Raw genomic sequence first — 18,353 nt, forward strand, 5'->3', positions numbered from 1 at the left:
ACCACAAAAAATAAATGAAATGGAAACACAAAATATAACAGATACAAAGGATAATAGCGCTCAGAAATTACTTTTGGGACTGCTTTTTGATGCTATAGGAATGTTGACTTTTACCATTCCGGGAATAGGTGAGTTTGGCGATATTATCTGGGCGCCAATAGCGGCTTTTTTAATGAGCAGAATGTACAAAGGCAGAGTAGGGAAAGTAGCGAGTGTTTTGACGTTTATAGAGGAGATTATTCCGTTTACGGATATTATTCCTTCGTTTACCATTACCTGGATTTATACGTATTTTTTTCAGAAGGGGAAATAATATTTTTTTACTCCCCCTAAATTTTTAATTCCAGATCTCGTTAGCTGCGGTTAAAATCACCGGAGCATTATCCGTAATCAGTATGGTATGTTCGTGTTGGGTAACGTATCCTCCTTTATTACCTACCAGAGTCCAGCCATCTTTTAACTCAACGGCTATGGTTGAATTGGTTGAAATAAAAGTCTCAATGGCAACGGTGGTATTTTTTTTGAATCTTTCGGGATTGGTTTTTACCCTGTAATTCAAAATGTTTTCAGGTTTTTCATGGAGACTTCTGCCAACGCCATGACCTGCCAGATTTTTTATTACTTTGAATCCGGATTTTCTGGCTTCGGTTTCTATGAGATAGCCAATTTCCGAAATCTTAACACCGCCTTTGATGTTCTGAATTGCTTTATGCAGAATTTGTTTTGAGGCATCCACAAGAGGCTGATGATTATGAATGTCTTTTCCAATGATAAAAGAACCTCCGTTATCTGACCAAAAACCATCCAGTTCTGCAGAAACATCAATATTAATCAAATCGCCTTCTTTTAATATTTTTTTGGCTGATGGTATGCCGTGAGCCGCTTCTTCATTTACACTGATACAGGAATAACCCGGAAATCCATACGTTTCGTAAGGAGCCGATTTAGCGCCATAACTTTTTAGAATACGACCGCCATAATCATCTAATTCCTTAGTTGACATACCTGCTTTAGCGTATTCACGCATTTGTTTTAGTGTTAGGGCAACCACCTCACTAATTTTTTTCATTCCGATTAATTCTGATTCTGTTGTAATGGACATGATTGTATTTTTTACGCTTTATTTTTTTTAAAACAGTTAATTATTAACGTATTATCTCCCGAATATTTTCCTGAGTATTTTCCTCCAGAATCTTAAAATTGATAACATCTCCACTGTTTTTTTCTACAATTTGTAAAAGGTCAAATTTATTGAATAGTGCTTTGCTGTTTAAGTAATTTGTACTACTGATTAATTCCCGCTCTTTTGTATATGTTTTTTCTTTTAAGAAGATAGTTAAGTAGGTTGCTTCAAGAGAAGTACTATCTATTTTTAAATTTAAAAGATATTTCTTTTTTTTAAATATTAAATCGGATAACCAAAGAAAACTAATTACAACTAAAGCACCAATACTGACTTTTTTATCAAAGGCATAATAATTCAAAATAGAAATGATGGCATAGATAATAATATAGAAGAAGTAGTTGTCAAATAATATTCTCAGCTTCATTGCAAGGTTTTTTTTAGTTAGTAATGTAGAATTTTATATGGAGGTCGAAATAAATCCTATTCTTTAAACAAAAATCCCAGTCCCATACTTCTAAGCATCTTCTTTTCGAAGTTCCAAAAGAAACGGAATTGTCCAAAAACAGTCCCGATGGCGACTAATAAAACCTGATAGATAGGAAAAATGATAATCAATCGGATAAGGGTAAACCAACCGCCAAAATCTTCTTTGGTGATGCCTAACCATACACAAAAAGGTCTGGACAGCCATGCAGATGCCGATCCGGTGATGGCAAAAACAATAAATATAATGGTAAGTTGTAAGTTGGAGGTAATGCCCCAGCGCTGCTTTAATCGATTCATTTTTATTTGTAATGATTACAAATATAGTAATCTAAAGCTAAGGTTTAAAATTATCTGGCAGGAATATATCCAGCTCCGAGATTTTGTTTGTAGGTATTCTGAAAATAGACCATATAATTATAAATCAGGTAATTCACTTCGTAGCCATAATTGATGAAAGAATCATAATTAATGCGCATTTCGTATAAGTCCGGATTAAAACGCATCGGCTGATTCACGCGATTATTCCACTCTGCAACATACTGCTGGTTTTTATTTTCTAAGTACGATTGCGAATAATAATTGCGGGATTGTGCTCTCGAAACCAGCCAGCTGCTAAAACCGGGATCTATAATAATCACTTCGTATTCCAGAGAATCATTGGCAATACGCACTGTATCGTTTACCGCTACTTTTTGTTTGGAAGTATCATTCACCGTTTTTTGCGATGTCGAGCAGGCAATGATGATAAATAAAACAGCGAGTATGTAAAAGGGAGTTTTCATGTTCTTGAAATTGCGAACCTAAATTTACGAAAAAAAAGGATAGGTTTTGAGTTGTGGGTTATGGGTTATGGTTTTACCGCAAAGTTCGCAAAGGTTTTTTTTTGCTGGAGATATTGCTCGCAAAGACGCAGAGGCGCAAAGTTTTTTTAGCCACAGATTAAAAGGATTAAAAGGATAAAAAAAATCTGCGGTATCTGCTTAAATCTTTTTAAAATCTGCGTGAAACAAAAAACTTTGCGCCTCTGTGTCTTTGCGATAAAATCATATCTAAAAGACGCACTGCTGTGCGCCTCTACTTTTAAAATCTGCGTGAAACAAAAACTTTACGCCTCTGTGTCTTTGCGAGAAAATCATACCTAAAAGACGCACTGCTGTGCGCCTCTATTTTTAAAATCTGCGTGAACCAAAAAAAAGCTATTTACCACAACGGTAAACAGCTTTTATAAAATCTTAGTATCTTAGAGACTCAGGGCCTTAGCACCTTCAAAAAAACTATCTTCCAAATAATTTTCCTAATAACCCACTAAAGCCTCCTTTGCTGGAAGCCACAGCCACAACATCGCTCACATCTACTCTTCCGTCAGCATTTTGGTCTAATCCAAACTGCATTCCGTATTTCGAAATCGTATCCATAATATTCGATGCCTGACCGCTATTTCCAGAAATCGAATTGATAATGTCTGAAATCTGAAAACTTCCGTCATTCGGGTCTTTTGCTTTATTTACCAAAGAATTAAGTACCTGCGGAATCATACTTCCGGCAACATTGGATGATGTATCAGTACTTAAACCAAATTTCTGTCCCAGATTACCCGACAATTGCTCTGTAAGTTGTTTTACAACAGGATTAGAACTATCAATAGCACCACCCTGAAACAAACCAGCCAATTGTTCGGTACCACCTTCAGAAGCTATTTTTTGCAATCCAGAAAAGATAGAACTGCTGGCTTCATTCATTACATCTTCGTTTTGTTCGTTCGGAACAGCACTATTATTTACGACAGCATCGCCACCATATTGTTTTACTAATTGAGTTAATTGATCTAGCATGATAATTAGGTTTAGGTTAGAATTCAAAATTAGTAAAAAAAAGAAAAGGGATTTATTAAACAATGTTAATAAATCCCTCCTAAAATATTTAATTATAATAGATTAGCCTAAAATTGAAATGATTTGTGAGGCTAATTCAGTACCAATTCTGTCTTGTGCTTCTCCAGTAGCAGCTCCAATGTGTGGAGTCAACGAAATTTTTGGGTGCATTAGGATGGTCATTTCCGGTTTTGGCTCGCTTTCAAAAACGTCTAAACCTGCAAAAGCCACTTTTCCTGAATCCAAAGCTTTAATCAAAGCAACCTCATCAATAACACCACCACGAGCACAGTTTACAATACCCACACCATCTTTCATAGTAGCAAGAGCAGCTTCGTCAACGATATAACCGTTTTGTGCAGGAACGTGAAGCGTAATAAAATCAGCTTCTTTAAACAAAGATTCTAATGATTGCGAAACGATCGTTGTAGTAACAGATTGTCCGTCAAAAAACTCCACTTTTACATCTACAGAAGGAATAAAACTATCTGCAGCGATCACTTTCATTCCTAAACCAAGTGCCATTTTTGCAGTAGCCTGACCAATACGGCCAATACCCACAATACCAAGCGTTTTGCCTCTTAGCTCAACACCATTTGCGTATGCTTTTTTCAAACCATCAAAGTTTGAATCGCCTTCAAGAGGCATATTTCTGTTAGAATCATGCAGGAAACGAACACCTGAAAACAAGTGAGCGAAAACCAATTCAGCAACTGATTCAGATGAAGAAGCTGGCGTATTGATTACATGAATTCCTTTGCTTTTAGCATAATCAACATCAATATTATCCATACCAACACCACCACGGCCAATAATTTTAAGACCTGGGCAAGCATCAATAATATCTTTACGTACTTTGGTTGCACTACGTACCAACACTACGCTTACGTTGTTTTCGTTAACAAAATTAGCAACTTGTTCCTGAGCTACTTTTGTAGTGATAACTTCAAATCCACCTTTTTCTAAAGCTAGAATTCCACTTTTAGAAATTCCGTCATTCGCTAATACTTTCATTATAGTTTATGTGTTTATTTGGTTAACCGTTTAACAGCTGAACCTATATTATAATTTTTCTTTTTTTGATTTAGAAGCTATTTCCCGCTATCCATTGCAATCTTTTATTTTTTTAAAGGAAAAAAATAAAAGGATTTCCATTTCTATCGGGGCTAGGGCTTCAGTATTCATTAGATATTTTTCTGAAAACTGAGACTGAAAACTAAACTTTAGTTTCTAATGCTTTCATTACATCTACTAAAACCTGAACACTTTCGATAGGCATAGCGTTGTAAATAGAAGCTCTGTAACCACCTACAGAACGGTGTCCTGGCAATCCGGAAATGTTAGCCTCTTTCCATAATTTGTCAAAAGTCTCCGTGTGATCAGGGTTGGTTAGCAAGAAAGTTACATTCATGTTCGAACGGTCTTCTACCGCTGCAGCACCTTTAAACAATGGGTTTCTGTCGATTTCGTTATAAAGTAATGCCGCTTTTGCGTTGTTTAATTTTTCAACTGCTGCAATACCACCTTTACTTTTAATCCATTGTAATGTTAATAAAGAAACATAAACTGCAAAAACAGGAGGTGTATTGTACATACTTTCTGCTTTGATATGTTTAGCATAATCTAACATACTTGGAATAGTTCTGCCGCTTTTTTCTAAAATCTCTTCTTTAACCACTACAAGTGTAGTTCCTGCAGGACCCATATTTTTCTGAGCACCGGCATAGATCAAATCAAATTTAGAGAAATCCAATTCACGTGAAAAAATATCAGAACTCATGTCGCAAACCACAGGAACATTCGTCGCTGGGAAGTCTTTCATTTGAGTTCCAAAAATAGTATTGTTGCTGGTACAGTGAAAATAAGCTGCATCAGCCGGTATTTCGTATCCTTTTGGAATATGGTTGTAATTTTCTTCTTTTGATGAAGCTACGATAATAGTTTCACCAAAATTCTTTGCTTCTTTTATAGCTGCAGTAGCCCAGGTTCCGGAGTCTAAATAAGCTGCTTTTCCGCCTTCTTTCATCAGGTTGTACGGAGCCATCAAAAATGCTGTACTGGCACCACCTTGTAAAAATAAAGCCTGGTATCCTTTGCCTGTAAGGCCTAATAATTCTAAAGCCAGCGAACGGGCTTCATCCATAACAGCAACGAAATCTTTGCTTCGGTGCGAAATTTCCAGAATTGATAATCCAGAATTGTTAAAATTTAAAACTGCTTGTGAAGCTTTCTCAAAAACTTCCTGAGGTAAAATACTTGGTCCTGCGCTGTAGTTGTGTTTTTTCATGGTATAGTTAATAGTCCAAATTTTAAAAACGCAAATTTCGGCAATAGGAGCTGAAAAAGCGTTAAATTATTCGAAATAATTAAACAATTTTTTACTTTGTTGTTAACAAAAACGTTATAGTATCTACGTTATCAGCATAATCCCATAATTGGGGTTTTTGGCTTTGCCCAAATGCAATACTGTTTTTTGTCAAATTGTTGCTTGCGATACACTGAATTTGTTCGGCATCATTTTCGAGACGGTTTTGCAAATCTTCGAGGTTATCGTAAAATTCGTAAAACACACTCGAAATAGGAGAGGCGTAGCTTGCATCTTCTTTTATGGTCAAAAAGCCATTGTCGAGCAATTTAAAATTACTCATCAAAAACACGGCTTTGTTGTAGTCGTAATTGTTGGCATATTTTTCGTAATGAATCACGTCCTGGTATTTGAAAATCGCTTCAAAAAAACCATCAAAAACATAGCCTTTTGGTACAAAAAGCTTCGAAACATTGCGGCAGCCTAAACCAAAATAACGAAAGATATCTTCGCCCAAAGCTTCTAAATCTTCTTTAGATTCCTGACCGTTTAAAATTGCAACCGAGTTTCGGTTTTTGCGAATGATCGACGGTTTGTCTTTAAAATAATATTCAAAATAACGCGCTGTATTATTGCTTCCGGTGGCAATTACGGTATCAAAATTTTCGAGTTTCCCTTCCACGAAAGTGATTTTATCTTTCAGCGTTTCATCTGCAAAAACCAAATATTTAGCCAGAAAAGGCAAAAGATGCTGATCATTCGAAGAGGTTTTAATCAACGCTTTGTTGCCGGTAATCAGTACCGACAGAAAATCATGAAATCCTACCAACGGAATATTTCCGGCCAGAATCAATGCTACTGTTTTTTCATCCTGAGAAGCATCAAAAGTATAAGCCGAAAGCCATTGGTCCAAATTTTCTTCAGTCAGGGCTTCTGCCCAGGAATTTATAGCAAAATAAACCTGCTCAGGTGTGTACCAGCCGTTGTGCGATTGCGAAAGATGAATTAGATCTACGAAGGCATCAAAAAACAAATCATTACCCAAAACCGATTCTTTTTTAGTATTTCCGGCTTCAGAAAACTGACTTAAAAAGCGGCCTAGTGCTATAAAAGATTGTTTTTTTTCGTTTTGTAACATAAGTAATTTGTTTATGAAAGGTTTTGATTGTAATTTTGCACAAAAATAAGCTATATTAAGTTATAAGGCAAAGCAGAATAAAATGTTTGGCATTTTATTCTGAAATCGAATAACTTTTAACTCGTAACCAAGAACAAAATGGCAATAATTATAACTGACGAATGCATAAACTGTGGGGCTTGTGAACCAGAGTGCCCAAATACAGCGATTTATGAAGGAGCTGACGATTGGAGATATAAAGACGGAACAAGTCTTAAAGGAAAAGTAATTTTACCAGACGGAACTGAGGTGGATGCAGATGATGCGCAAACGCCAATTTCGGACGAAGTATATTATATCGTTCCTGGAAAATGTACCGAGTGTAAAGGTTTTCATGATGAGCCGCAATGTGCTGCTGTATGTCCTGTAGATTGTTGCGTACCGGATGATAATCACGTAGAAGATGAAGAAACCTTGTTGAACAGACAGGCGTTCCTGCATAATGAATAAATAGATTTAAAGTTTTATATAAAAATCCTGAGCTAATCCCTCAGGATTTTTTTTTGGACTATTCTCAATAAAGATGTTACGATTTCACCCCTTGAAGGGTTTTAAACCCTTCAAGGGGTGAACAAACGCGCTTGATTAGAAAGTTCGTTGCCATTTTTTTTTGTCTTCGTTTCTGATAGCGATTCTACAAAAACCGTATATATACCTGCTGCTACATTTTTATTTATGACTATCCCTGTCTTAAATAAATATCAAGCGATTGTGGTTTCCCGTAATGGAAGTTGGAATTGTTGTTTGATATTTGTTTTTATTGAAAAGTAATTTAAAAGTGTTGGGTAAGATTTTGTCTTGCTTATTACTATTTGATGAGATAGATTGTATGATTTAATTGTACGTATTTTGAGTTGGCAGCTAATCAACCTAAAGAACATAAAAATATCATTATGGAAGAATTTGAGAATTATGACGAGTTTAAAAAGATGCAAACTGAATGGGCTCTACTAAATCTTGTTCGAGAATTAAGAGGCATTTCTAATAAAGGCGCAACTCCGACATATTATAGTGCTATAAAGTTAGCTACTCAAATTGTTCCTGAAATTTTCAATGAAAAGTCTTTAATTGTTCAGCGACATCATGAACCCGATTTAGTTAGGTCTTTTAGACAAAAAGCAGAAGCACAAAGTAAGTTAGAAGGACGTATTGTAGAGGCAGTAGAAATCGTTGATCAAGAAATTACTAAATTAAATCAACAAATTGGAACAGATATAATTAACAATGACTTACTAAAAAAAGAATTAGACAAAGTTCAAATTGTTCGTTCATTACTTATTCCAAGAAATGTTCAAGAAGATTATATTCTTGAGCATGATGTAAAATCATTTAAATTCGATATTCAACCAATTGAAATTGGAACGAAACATGCAGATTATAAAGTTTCTGAAAATAGAATTATTAGAGTTAGACTCATTCATCCAAATGATGGAGAGCAATCGATGGGAGCTGATTTGATTTATGAACAATATGATCAAGAAAACAAAAAAGTGAGATTTACAATGATTCAATATAAAATTTGGGATGGAGAATTATTATATTGGTCACAAGCTAAAAATCTTGATCCGCAATTAAAAAAAATGGAGGATAATCTATGTAAAAACCATTTTTGTAAGTGTGAAAATGGTAATAATTACGCAACAACTTATAGATATCCTTTTTGTTGTGCCTTTCTCAGACCAACTGATAAACTACAGTTTAAAAATAGCAAATTCACTTCTTCTGGGATGCATATACCAATTTGCAAAATTAATGGTGTAACGGAGGAAAGTAAAGATGGTAATAAAATACTAAAGAAAAGGAATATGAAAGAAACTTCATTATCTCATAAAGTATTTGAAGAAAATTTTAATTTAAACCAAATCGGAAGTAGGTGGATGAGTTATTCAGATGCTGAAAAACTATATAAAGAGCATAAAATATTAGAAGATGATGAAAGGATTATTATTCATGTTCAAGAATTAGAATTGTAAAGTAGCTGCTAACAAATTTTTGTGGTTATTGGAATTTAATGGAATTATCATTTAAAGAACCACAAAGATTTATGCTGAATAATTTTATAATGATATGCTGGTATACGATTCTTATTTATTTTCTATCAAAAACACCAATCCCCAAATAATTTTCGTCTAAATAAAAATACACTCATTATAGTGATTTATTATTTCTTTTTAAGAAATAACTTTGTTTAATTTTTTGTCATAACCTTAGTATTAAGTTATGACCAGAACATTTGATTATAAAATTCTTTAAATACATAATCTTAAACCATTATCACTAACTTTACAAAACAACACCCAAAAAACCACAACAATGGTACACATCATTCATAGAGTAGGAATTAAAGCTGCGGTTCAGGAAGTTTACCAGGCATTGGCAACGACAAAAGGAATATCAAACTGGTGGACAAAAGATACGAGTGGCGCATCTGAAATAGGAAAAACAGTGGTAACACGATTTCATACTTTAGAAGGAAACGAAGTAGGCAGCATGCAATTTGAAATACAAGGTTTGGAGCCTGATAAAAAAGTCCATTGGAAATTCTTAGAAGGCCCACAGGAATGGATGGGCACCGAAGTGATATTCGAGTTGCATCAGGAAGAAGACTATACCATTGTGCTGTTTCGTCATATCAACTGGGCTGAAGAAGTCGAGTTTAAAGCGCATTGCAGTATGAAATGGGCAATATTTCTGCTAAGCTTAAAACAGCTTGTCGAAACCGGTGCAGGAAAACCTTCGCCCAACGATATCAAAATAGACAATTGGAATTAACGGTTACGAGGGGTTTATTTTCACGCAGATTTTCGCAGATTTTTTTCTTTTAATCTGTTGACTCAGTGTAATCCGTGGTCTATTTTATTCTCTCGCAGATTTAGCAGATTTAGCAGATTTTTTTTCTTTCAATCGGTTAAATCAGTGTCATCAGTGGTCTATATTTATTTTCACGCAGATTTCGCAGATTTTTTTAATCTTTTAAATCATTTTAATCTGTGGCCTAAAAAAAAAAATACTCATTTATAGTGATTTATTAGTGCTTTTCAAGAAGTAGTTTTGTACGATTTTATAATAAAACGAAAATTTTAAAAGCTAAAAGAACACTATGGAATTCAAATTTAAAAGCATTATATTTTTTCTGCTCACTGTGGTATTACTGTCATCGTGTACCGATGATGATGCGGTAGATCCCACACAAACCGCTGATTTGGGTATAGAAATTACCGCAAGCGATGAGGTTCTCAATGCGGGAACCAATGTCACTTTTACCCTTACAGCTACCAACAATGGCCCGCTAGATGCCACAGAAGTTACAGTCGTTAACAAAATACCTTCAGGCTATACTTATGTGAGTGCGGAAACCACTTCAGGCGAATACGACAGCGAAACAGGTAACTGGGCAATTGAGGATCTGGATAACGAAACCACGGCAACCCTTACGATTGTAGGTACAGTAAATGCTTCTGGCGATTACCAAAACAAAGCCATGATATCTGGTAATGAAAAAGACATACAGCCAGCGAATAATTCCGCTATGGTTTCGGTAGCGCCAAAAGCGGTAACGAACGACATGCTGTTTCAATATACTATCTCCGATGCGCCTAATCCCGAAGTAACCATTACTGGATTGTCGCCACTTTGGCAAGAATTGGATACAGAAGAAAAATACCATATCACAATCCCCACTACATTGGAGGGATATCCTGTTACGGTAATTGGCAATGCAGCCTTTGAAGATCAGGAGAATATTATAAGTGTCATTATTCCGGAAGGAATAAAGCTTATCGATACGAGAGCTTTTAACGATTGTTATAAACTGGAGAGTATTAATATTCCGGGAAGTGTAGAGGTGATTGGTTTGCATTCGTTTAGTGATTGCGAAGGTCTGAAAAGCATCACTCTTACTGAAGGAATAAAAACGATTGGCCCTGATGCGTTTGCGTATTGCAAAGGTTTAACCGAGGTTACAATTCCGAATACGGTTACGAGTATTGGCTCTTATGCGTTTTCGTATTGTTCAGAACTGAAGAGCGTTTCGATTCCGAATAGTGTAACCGAAATTGAGACAAGAGCTTTTTATGATTGTGAAAAATTAACTTTGATATCCTTACCCAATCAGCTAAGTGAAATTACAACAGAAGTTCTTTCAGGCTGTTCCAGTCTGGAAAACATTACGATTCCGGCTAGTGTAACCTCTATTGAAATAAATGCTTTTAGAGGATGCAGCAGTCTGACCAGTATCGAAATACCAGCCAGCGTAAAAGAAATTGGAGCAGGAGCTTTTGTAGATTGTACAGCTCTGACTTCTTTGACAGTAGCGGAATCAAATGATACTTTTAAATCGGTAGAGGGTGTTTTGTATAATAAAACAGTCAGTACCTTACTTTATTGTCCAACGGGGAAAGCGGGTTCGTTTACCATACCCAATACTGTTACCGCTATTGATCAGTTGGCTTTAGCCTATTGCAAAAACCTTACTCAGGTGGTTATTCCTAATAGTGTTACCCATATTTATTCGAATGCGTTCCGATATTGTACCAGTTTAACCACTGTTACTATTCCGGCCAGTGTCAAGAGTATTGGTTTTTATGCTTTTGCAGATAATCCGGGTATAACCAAAGTTATTATGAATCCGGCGACACCTCCACTGGTAAGTACCACTTTGCTGACTTTTGCAAACTGTAGGGCACTTACCGCAGCCGATGCGATACAAGTACCAGGCGGTAGTCTGGAGGCTTACGAAACCGCTGCCGGATGGTCTGATTATAAGGATGTTATTAGCGCACAATAATTTACATAAAAATAATCCTGAGTTTAACGCTCAGGATTTTTTTTTGGCTATGAAGTTTTTTTGTTTTTATTTTGTATAGTGTTGGTTTATAACGTTTTATTTTAGTTAATTTGAATAGATTTTCCAACAACAGTCTATGAAGAAATTAATACTTGTATTTCTTATATTTTATAACGCCACTATTTTTGCCCAAAAAGCCGAATATTCTATAGTCGTAAAAGATATAGAAACGATGTTGCCTATAGAAAATGCTACTGTTGTGGTGTTAAAAACCAAACAAGTTTTATTAAGTAATGAAGAAGGTAAGGTTACGTTTGCCTTAACCGGAGGCTCGAATATTGAGGTTTCTGAGATGAATTACGACAAAGTTACTGTTCGTTGGGGAACTTTAAAGCCAGATGCATTTGTAGTTTATCTTAAAAATAAGAACAATAAATTGGATGAAATTGTGGTTTCGAAAGAAGCTCCGGATAAAACACTTCAGAAAATTGTTTTGAATTCGATGAAGAAACTCGCGATGCCTTATCGGTTAAAAGTATATGTAAGAGAGTTTTTTATGCTGGACAACAAATATTCGTATTATAATGACGGTCTGGTAAATTTTCAGTTTTCAGGAGATAAAAACAAAATAACTACAACCTTACTGGTAGAGCAAAATCGTTCTTATGGATTAGTAGAAACAGATGTAAGTGCCGATCTAAAAGGATATAATCTGAATGTTATAATGGAAAATTATAATAATCTGAAATATTTTGAAGCACTCATACATTCGAAATCCAAAAAAGAATATGATTATGTTGTAAAAGGACATCCTAAAAACGAAGCCTATCGTGTGATGACGGTAACGCCATTGAGCAAGGCCAAAAAAGAACTGGAATCATTCGAAATTGTATATGATTTTGAAAAGAAATTAATCATAGAATTTACCGTTCTGAGCGTTCCGGGAGATCTTGTGGATCTGGAAGAAAAAGCGAAAATAGGTGCTAAGAACATCACCAAATCGCTTATAAATGTAAATTACAGAGTAGAAGGCGAAGATTATTATTTGTTAAATTCGAATGAGGAAATAACGTACGATCAGGTCTTAAAAGATAAAACTAAAAATATTCAGGTTCGCAATAGTTTTATAACGACCCATTTTAATAAACAGAAATTTACCTATAAGGATAGTGATGTTTTTAAAGAGAAAACACTTTTTAATAAAAAGAACAAAATCCTAACCCATTATTGGGACATATCCGGTTTTACCGCCACTGATGAAGAAAAAGCGATTATCAGTTCATTAGAATATGAGCAGTAAAAAGGAGATAAAAAAAAATCCTGAGTTTTGAAGGCTCAGGATTTTTTTTATGAAAAGGTTTTGCTTTCTGTTAGAAATTAAACCCAAGTCTTGCATAGTAATAAGCTCCGCTGAAACCCATTTGTACAGCGTCCCAGTATCCACCTGCTTCGGTATTTCCCTGTTCGTCTTGTTTAGTTGGATATACATTAAACAAGTTATTGCTACCAATACTTAATTTTAAGTTCTCCGTAATTTTATAGCCTAACGTCAAATCAGTAATCAGTCTTGGGTTGTAAACATCGTCTTCGTCAGCATAATCTACTAAAACTACTTTGCTAAAACGTGTAAAAGCTAAACCAGCATCGAACTTCTTGATGCCGTAATTCAGGTTTAAACCAAATTTATTCTTAGGCGCAGAAGCTAATAAAAAGGCTTTTTCACGTTTTCCAAAGAAAGTACCTTCGTCTAAACTTCCGTTTTTAACATCTTCGATTTTCATATCATTGATGTTTCCAACCAAAGTGGCACCAAAATTAGAGGCACCAAATTTTTTCTTCCAGGAGAAAACCAAATCCAAACCGTGTGTTTTGGTATCCACTCCGTTCGTAAAGAATTGTGCTTCCGAAACACCTAAATTTAAAGCACTGGCATCAAAATAACCTGTAAGAACGATACGGTCTTTAACTTTGATATAATAACCATCAACAGTTGCAGTAAAATCGCCAAAGTTAGCGGTAAAACCTAAAGAGGCGTTAACTGCTTTTTCTTCGTTTAATTTTTCGATTCCAAAAGCCTTGGTTACAGGACTGTCGTTTGGAGCCAAAAGCACTTCTGTAGCACCACTTGAGTTGAAGTTGGTGAAACGTAAGTTATAATAAATTTGTGCCAAAGACGGAGCACGGAAACCAGTACTTACAGAACCTCTCAGATTAATATGATCAGAAAGTTTAAGTCTCGAAGCTAATTTTCCGTTTACAGTACTTCCAAAATCGCTGTAATTTTCAAAACGTACCGAACCACTTACCATAAAGGCATCTGTGATATCCAATTCGGCATCTGTATATAAAGAGAAGTTCGAACGGCTTTCATTTACTTCGTTCGCTGGACTATATCCCGGGAAACCCTGAGAACTTCCTGGCCTTGGCTCTCCGGTAACGGGATCGATAGGAGCACTTTGCGTAGTTGGATCTGTAATAGGATCTCCGTTTGTGTCATAAGTAGTATATGAACCTTCTTCACCGGCAAAAATCTTGAATTGTTCAATTCTGTATTCAGCTCCAAAAGCAAGGTTTAGTCCGTTTAGAATACCGCCATAGTTTTTAGAAACATCAAAATTGGTAGTGTTTTGTAATAAGCTGTGTCCACCTGCATCAAAGCTGGTCGGAGAATTTTCTTCCAAAGAGGCGTTTAAGGTCCCTTTTATTTTATAATGAAATTTATTATTTCCTAAAGTATTACTAAAATCAAATTTCCAGCCACCGGAAGTTTCGGTTCTAATACCTGCCGCAACCGAATTATCATTGATTTTTGATGTAATTCTAGGCGTATAACCACCTGGATAAATTTCTTCAACCACTCTTTCACCATCATTTCTGGTAAAAGCGTAAGCATCTGTATCTCTAAAATTACTGCCTCCAAAAGCATAAAATTCTGTTTTATCAGAGATGGGAACAGAAAAATTTGCAAATAAATTGACACCCTGAATTTCAGCATCACCAAAACCTTTTCTAAAATCATAACTAGGTCTCAGCGTTTTGTTTTTATTAATGAATTCTCCGGTAAAGTTGGCATAACCGCCTTTAGATCCAAGTGCTACACCATAATTGGCTCCTACTTTTACAGATCCTCCATCAATATCCTGATCTTTTCCATAAGAGTTTCCGTTGCCGTCTTTATCCAGTCTAAAGCCTTCAGTGTTTGGAGTTCCAGGAAGGAAATCGCCTTTTGCATTTGTATTAAAGGCACCGTAGGTAATAGCTCCGGTAACCTCATCTACATTGTCATTCATTACAATATTGATAACACCTGCAATAGCATCAGAGCCGTATTGAGCGGCAGCACCGTCTCTCAGAATTTCGATTCTTTTGATTCCCGAAGCAGGAATTGCGTTCAAATCGGTTCCGGTGTTACCACGTCCGCGGGTTCCAAATAAGTTAATCAAAGACGATTGGTGTCTTCTTTTTCCGTTAATCAAAACTAAGGTCTGGTCTGGTCCCAAACCTCTTAACGAAGCCGGATCTACGTGGTCGGCTCCATCAGAACCGGATTGTTTATTCGCATTAAACGAAGGAGCAACATATTGCAAAAGCTCGTTGATTTCCAATTTTCCACTTTGTGTGGTCACATCTTTTACATTAATAATATCAATAGGAACAGCCGAGTTCACAACGGTTCTTTTGCTATTTCTGGAACCTACAATTACAACATCTTCCAGAACCTGACCACCGCTTTCGTCCAGTGACACGTCTATTTTATCTGAAGATGCTGATTTTTCGACTGTACCGAATCCAACATAACTAAAAACTAAAGTAGCCCCATCTTTGACTGTGATGCTGTAACCTCCTTCAAAATCGGTAGATACACCGTTTGTAGTGCCTTTTTCAACAACATTTACTCCTGGTAGAGGAGTTCCTGTTCTGTCTTTAACAACTCCTTTGACTTCTTTTTGCGCAAAAAGAAAAGCGCTGTTTAGTAATAATAGTAATAATGCAATCTTTCTCATAATTTATTGAGTTTGGTTTTGGTGTTTCTTTGTAGTTTGGATAAAAGTAGTAGTTTTTAACAAAATATTTGTAAAAAGTTTTAAATTTTTTAGGAATTACCTTTAAAAAACATTAATCCTCAATTTTAGTTAAGTTACAAGTTATTAAATCTTATATTTGCAAAATTTTAAAGTCAAAAAATATCATTTTGGCAGAAATAAAATTTCAAGAATAAATCATAATTCCATTAGCAGCACTACCTATATATAAGGTAGCAGTAATAATGGTAACGCCTGAAACAATTCAGGATTTAAATAAAAACAAATAGTAACTACAGATGAAAGCAGGAATTGTAGGATTGCCAAATGTTGGAAAATCAACATTATTTAATTGTTTATCAAATGCAAAAGCGCAAAGTGCTAACTTTCCGTTTTGTACAATCGAACCCAACATTGGAGTTGTAAACGTACCGGATCCAAGAATCAACAAACTGGAAGAACTGGTAAAACCAGAGCGTGTACAAATGGCAACTGTAGATATCGTAGATATTGCAGGTTTGGTAAAAGGAGCAAGTAAAGGTGAAGGTCTTGGAAACCAATTTTTAGGAAACATCAGAGAGTGTAATGCTATTATTCACGTTTTAAGATGTTTTGACAATGATAATATCGTACACGTTGACGGAAATGTAAACCCAATTCGTGACAAAGAAACAATTGATATCGAATTGCAGCTGAAAGATTTAGAAACGGTAGAAAAACGTTTGGAGAAAGTAAATCGCGCAGCAAAAACCGGAAATAAAGAAGCACAGACTGAAAAAGCACTTCTAGACAGAATCAGAGAAGCGTTGTTACAGGCAAAATCGGCTAGAACAATCGTTCCGCAAAGTAATGACGAAGAAGTTTTAATGGAATCATTTCAGTTGATTACAGCAAAACCGGTATTATACGTTTGTAATGTTGACGAAAATTCAGCAGTAAACGGAAACAAATATGTAGATCAGGTTCGCGAATTAGTAAAAGACGAAGATGCCGAAGTTATCATCCTTTCAGTAGGAGCAGAGGCTGATATTACCGAGTTAGAAAGCTACGAAGAGCGTCAGGTTTTTCTTGAAGACATGGGATTAACTGAGCCAGGAGCATCGGTTTTGATTCGTGCAGCTTACAAATTATTAAAACAACAAACGTATTTTACTGCAGGTGTAAAAGAAGTGCGTGCCTGGACCATCAACATTGGAGCTACAGCACCACAAGCCGCAGGAGTTATCCATACCGATTTCGAAAAAGGATTCATCCGAGCTGAGGTTATCTCTTACGAAGATTACGTTCAGTACGGTTCTGAAGCAAAAGCAAAAGAAGCCGGAAAATTCAAAGTCGAAGGAAAAGAATATATCGTAAAAGATGGTGATGTAATGCACTTCCGTTTTAACGTATAGTTTTCTTTTAGAAAATAGAAAATAGAATAAAGAATAAAGAATAAAGAATAAAGAATAAAGAGAATAGATTAAGACTGCTGGAGAAATTCAGCAGTTTTTTTATACTTAAAAAGTAATGTACACAAACTCTGTCAGAAATGGCAAAAACGAGAATAAATCTGTGTAAATCCGCGTTTTCGCTTTAGCGAATCCGTCTCATCCGCGTGCCATTTTAAGGACCCAATCCAGCTTTACACTACAAGATTTTTCCTGAATTGCTTTTTTTGTCTGGCATAAAAAGAGCTTCCTCCGGTCGCTTTTTTATCGCCACAAAAAATAGCAATTCATAAAAAATGCTTTCCGTTACAATCTGGGGTAGCAAAATGTAAAATGTAAAATGTAAAATGTAAAATGTGAAATGTGAAACGTGAAATGTGAAACGTAAAAAAGCATTATTTTATTTTTTGGCTCAAAAATTGGTTACAACAAAAAAGTACTTTTATTAACCCAAAAACAAACCAAAACCAATGCTAAAAAAAACCTTTAAAATGGCAGGCTGGACCCTTCTCGGAATAATAACTTTCCTTGTGCTGTATCTTATTGCGGTCTATCTTATCTCTAAAATCACAGTTAATTCGGATGTAGCTCAGCTAGACGAAAAAGACGCAATACCTATTTATATTCTGTCAAACGGCGTCCATACGGATATTGTAGTTCCCATCAAAAATGAAATCAAAGACTGGCGAAACGAAATTCAGTTTGCGCACACACAATCCAAAGATTCTTTAATGAATTTCATCGCTTTCGGCTGGGGCGACAAAGGATTTTATCTCGATACACCTGAATGGTCAGACTTAAAAGCAAGTACGGCATTAAAAGCCGCCTTCGGAGTAAGTTCATCAGCAATGCACACCACATTTTTCAAACAATTAAAAGAAGGTGAAGATTGCAAACGTATTTTGGTTTCAAAAGAAAACTATCAAAAGCTAATTACATATATTTCGAATAGCTTCAGCAATCCCACAAATCCGGAATGGCTTGAAGGCCACAGCTACGGAAAAAAAGATGCTTTTTATGAAGCAAAAGGCAGTTACAGTTTATTTTATACCTGTAATACCTGGGCAAATAGCGCCTTAAAAGCCGCCAATCAAAAAGCGAGCTTGTGGACGGTTTATGATAAAGGGATTTTTTGTCATTATCAATAAGA

At 35.7% G+C, this 18,353-nt stretch carries 17 protein-coding genes; 8 read left to right on the top strand and 9 right to left on the bottom strand.

All coding sequences use genetic code 11. The annotated features are described in order from the left end of the window. Positions 1-19: 19 nt before the first annotated feature. Complete coding sequence (locus GON26_RS10140) at positions 20-313, top strand: hypothetical protein (protein WP_160374700.1); 294 nt, start codon at positions 20-22, stop codon at positions 311-313. 24 nt (positions 314-337) lie between these two features. Here the strand turns inward: GON26_RS10140 and map are convergent, their stop codons facing one another. The 8 genes from map to GON26_RS10180 form a co-directional block, all read right to left on the bottom strand. Next, positions 338-1,102, bottom strand: a complete 765-nt coding sequence (gene map, locus GON26_RS10145) for a type I methionyl aminopeptidase (protein WP_160374701.1) — start codon at positions 1,100-1,102, stop codon at positions 338-340. Positions 1,103-1,145: 43 nt separating this feature from the next. Next, positions 1,146-1,550, bottom strand: coding sequence for a hypothetical protein (locus GON26_RS10150; protein WP_160374702.1), 405 nt, complete (start codon positions 1,548-1,550; stop codon positions 1,146-1,148). A gap of 56 nt (positions 1,551-1,606) precedes the next feature. Beyond that, the gene (locus GON26_RS10155; RefSeq protein WP_160374703.1) at positions 1,607-1,909 is read right to left on the bottom strand and encodes a DUF6787 family protein; all 303 of its coding nucleotides are present in this window, start codon (positions 1,907-1,909) and stop codon (positions 1,607-1,609) included. A gap of 50 nt (positions 1,910-1,959) precedes the next feature. Next, entirely contained in the window at positions 1,960-2,394 is a 435-nt protein-coding gene (locus GON26_RS10160) for a DUF6146 family protein (RefSeq protein ID WP_160374704.1), read from the bottom strand. 492 nt (positions 2,395-2,886) lie between these two features. Continuing rightward, positions 2,887-3,444, bottom strand: a complete 558-nt coding sequence (locus tag GON26_RS10165) for a DUF937 domain-containing protein (protein WP_160374705.1) — start codon at positions 3,442-3,444, stop codon at positions 2,887-2,889. A 102-nt stretch (positions 3,445-3,546) separates the two neighbouring features. Beyond that, on the bottom strand, positions 3,547-4,497 hold the full coding sequence (locus GON26_RS10170) for a D-2-hydroxyacid dehydrogenase (RefSeq protein ID WP_160374706.1): 951 nt from the start codon (positions 4,495-4,497) through the stop codon (positions 3,547-3,549). Between the two features lie 202 nt (positions 4,498-4,699). Beyond that, on the bottom strand, positions 4,700-5,770 hold the full coding sequence (gene serC / locus GON26_RS10175) for a 3-phosphoserine/phosphohydroxythreonine transaminase (protein ID WP_160374707.1): 1,071 nt from the start codon (positions 5,768-5,770) through the stop codon (positions 4,700-4,702). A gap of 91 nt (positions 5,771-5,861) precedes the next feature. Then, positions 5,862-6,926, bottom strand: a complete 1,065-nt coding sequence (locus GON26_RS10180) for an acyl-CoA reductase (RefSeq protein ID WP_160374708.1) — start codon at positions 6,924-6,926, stop codon at positions 5,862-5,864. A 138-nt stretch (positions 6,927-7,064) separates the two neighbouring features. On the opposite strand from GON26_RS10180, the gene GON26_RS10185 reads away from it, so the two are divergent. The 5 genes from GON26_RS10185 (at position 7,065) to GON26_RS10205 (ending at position 13,051) form a co-directional block, all read left to right on the top strand. Continuing rightward, on the top strand, positions 7,065-7,415 hold the full coding sequence (locus GON26_RS10185) for a 4Fe-4S dicluster domain-containing protein (RefSeq protein ID WP_160374709.1): 351 nt from the start codon (positions 7,065-7,067) through the stop codon (positions 7,413-7,415). A gap of 443 nt (positions 7,416-7,858) precedes the next feature. After that, positions 7,859-8,938 carry a hypothetical protein gene (locus GON26_RS10190; protein ID WP_160374710.1) on the top strand — a complete coding sequence of 360 codons (1,080 nt, stop codon included), beginning with the start codon at positions 7,859-7,861 and terminating at the stop codon, positions 8,936-8,938. 340 nt (positions 8,939-9,278) lie between these two features. Beyond that, positions 9,279-9,737 carry an SRPBCC family protein gene (locus GON26_RS10195; RefSeq protein ID WP_160374711.1) on the top strand — a complete coding sequence of 153 codons (459 nt, stop codon included), beginning with the start codon at positions 9,279-9,281 and terminating at the stop codon, positions 9,735-9,737. Between the two features lie 328 nt (positions 9,738-10,065). Beyond that, positions 10,066-11,751 carry a leucine-rich repeat protein gene (locus GON26_RS10200; protein ID WP_160374712.1) on the top strand — a complete coding sequence of 562 codons (1,686 nt, stop codon included), beginning with the start codon at positions 10,066-10,068 and terminating at the stop codon, positions 11,749-11,751. 136 nt (positions 11,752-11,887) lie between these two features. Beyond that, on the top strand, positions 11,888-13,051 hold the full coding sequence (locus GON26_RS10205) for a hypothetical protein (protein ID WP_160374713.1): 1,164 nt from the start codon (positions 11,888-11,890) through the stop codon (positions 13,049-13,051). A gap of 70 nt (positions 13,052-13,121) precedes the next feature. On the opposite strand, the gene GON26_RS10210 is transcribed toward GON26_RS10205, so the two are convergent. Further along, positions 13,122-15,755 (bottom strand): TonB-dependent receptor, encoded by a 2,634-nt coding sequence (locus tag GON26_RS10210; RefSeq protein ID WP_160374714.1) that lies wholly within the window; start codon positions 15,753-15,755, stop codon positions 13,122-13,124. 317 nt (positions 15,756-16,072) lie between these two features. Here GON26_RS10210 and ychF point away from each other — a divergent pair, with 317 nt between their 5' ends. Then, positions 16,073-17,167 (top strand): redox-regulated ATPase YchF, encoded by a 1,095-nt coding sequence (gene ychF / locus GON26_RS10215; RefSeq protein WP_160374715.1) that lies wholly within the window; start codon positions 16,073-16,075, stop codon positions 17,165-17,167. Positions 17,168-17,673: 506 nt separating this feature from the next. After that, a complete protein-coding gene (locus GON26_RS10220) occupies positions 17,674-18,351 on the top strand; it encodes a TIGR02117 family protein (protein ID WP_160374716.1) in 678 nt (225 codons plus the stop codon). Positions 18,352-18,353 lie beyond the last annotated feature (2 nt).

The sequence above is a fragment of the Flavobacterium hydrocarbonoxydans genome, from assembly GCF_009789235.1.
Classification (GTDB): domain Bacteria; phylum Bacteroidota; class Bacteroidia; order Flavobacteriales; family Flavobacteriaceae; genus Flavobacterium; species Flavobacterium hydrocarbonoxydans.

Bases quoted from the DNA above. Each gene is read 5' to 3' on its own strand.
- GON26_RS10140 (WP_160374700.1), top strand. From the start codon at position 20: ATGGAAACACAAAATATAACAGATACAAAGGATAATAGCGCTCAGAAA.
- map (WP_160374701.1), bottom strand. From the start codon at position 1,102: ATGTCCATTACAACAGAATCAGAATTAATCGGAATGAAAAAAATTAGT.
- GON26_RS10150 (WP_160374702.1), bottom strand. From the start codon at position 1,550: ATGAAGCTGAGAATATTATTTGACAACTACTTCTTCTATATTATTATC.
- GON26_RS10155 (WP_160374703.1), bottom strand. From the start codon at position 1,909: ATGAATCGATTAAAGCAGCGCTGGGGCATTACCTCCAACTTACAACTT.
- GON26_RS10160 (WP_160374704.1), bottom strand. From the start codon at position 2,394: ATGAAAACTCCCTTTTACATACTCGCTGTTTTATTTATCATCATTGCC.
- GON26_RS10165 (WP_160374705.1), bottom strand. From the start codon at position 3,444: ATGCTAGATCAATTAACTCAATTAGTAAAACAATATGGTGGCGATGCT.
- GON26_RS10170 (WP_160374706.1), bottom strand. From the start codon at position 4,497: ATGAAAGTATTAGCGAATGACGGAATTTCTAAAAGTGGAATTCTAGCT.
- serC (WP_160374707.1), bottom strand. From the start codon at position 5,770: ATGAAAAAACACAACTACAGCGCAGGACCAAGTATTTTACCTCAGGAA.
- GON26_RS10180 (WP_160374708.1), bottom strand. From the start codon at position 6,926: ATGTTACAAAACGAAAAAAAACAATCTTTTATAGCACTAGGCCGCTTT.
- GON26_RS10185 (WP_160374709.1), top strand. From the start codon at position 7,065: ATGGCAATAATTATAACTGACGAATGCATAAACTGTGGGGCTTGTGAA.
- GON26_RS10190 (WP_160374710.1), top strand. From the start codon at position 7,859: ATGGAAGAATTTGAGAATTATGACGAGTTTAAAAAGATGCAAACTGAA.
- GON26_RS10195 (WP_160374711.1), top strand. From the start codon at position 9,279: ATGGTACACATCATTCATAGAGTAGGAATTAAAGCTGCGGTTCAGGAA.
- GON26_RS10200 (WP_160374712.1), top strand. From the start codon at position 10,066: ATGGAATTCAAATTTAAAAGCATTATATTTTTTCTGCTCACTGTGGTA.
- GON26_RS10205 (WP_160374713.1), top strand. From the start codon at position 11,888: ATGAAGAAATTAATACTTGTATTTCTTATATTTTATAACGCCACTATT.
- GON26_RS10210 (WP_160374714.1), bottom strand. From the start codon at position 15,755: ATGAGAAAGATTGCATTATTACTATTATTACTAAACAGCGCTTTTCTT.
- ychF (WP_160374715.1), top strand. From the start codon at position 16,073: ATGAAAGCAGGAATTGTAGGATTGCCAAATGTTGGAAAATCAACATTA.
- GON26_RS10220 (WP_160374716.1), top strand. From the start codon at position 17,674: ATGCTAAAAAAAACCTTTAAAATGGCAGGCTGGACCCTTCTCGGAATA.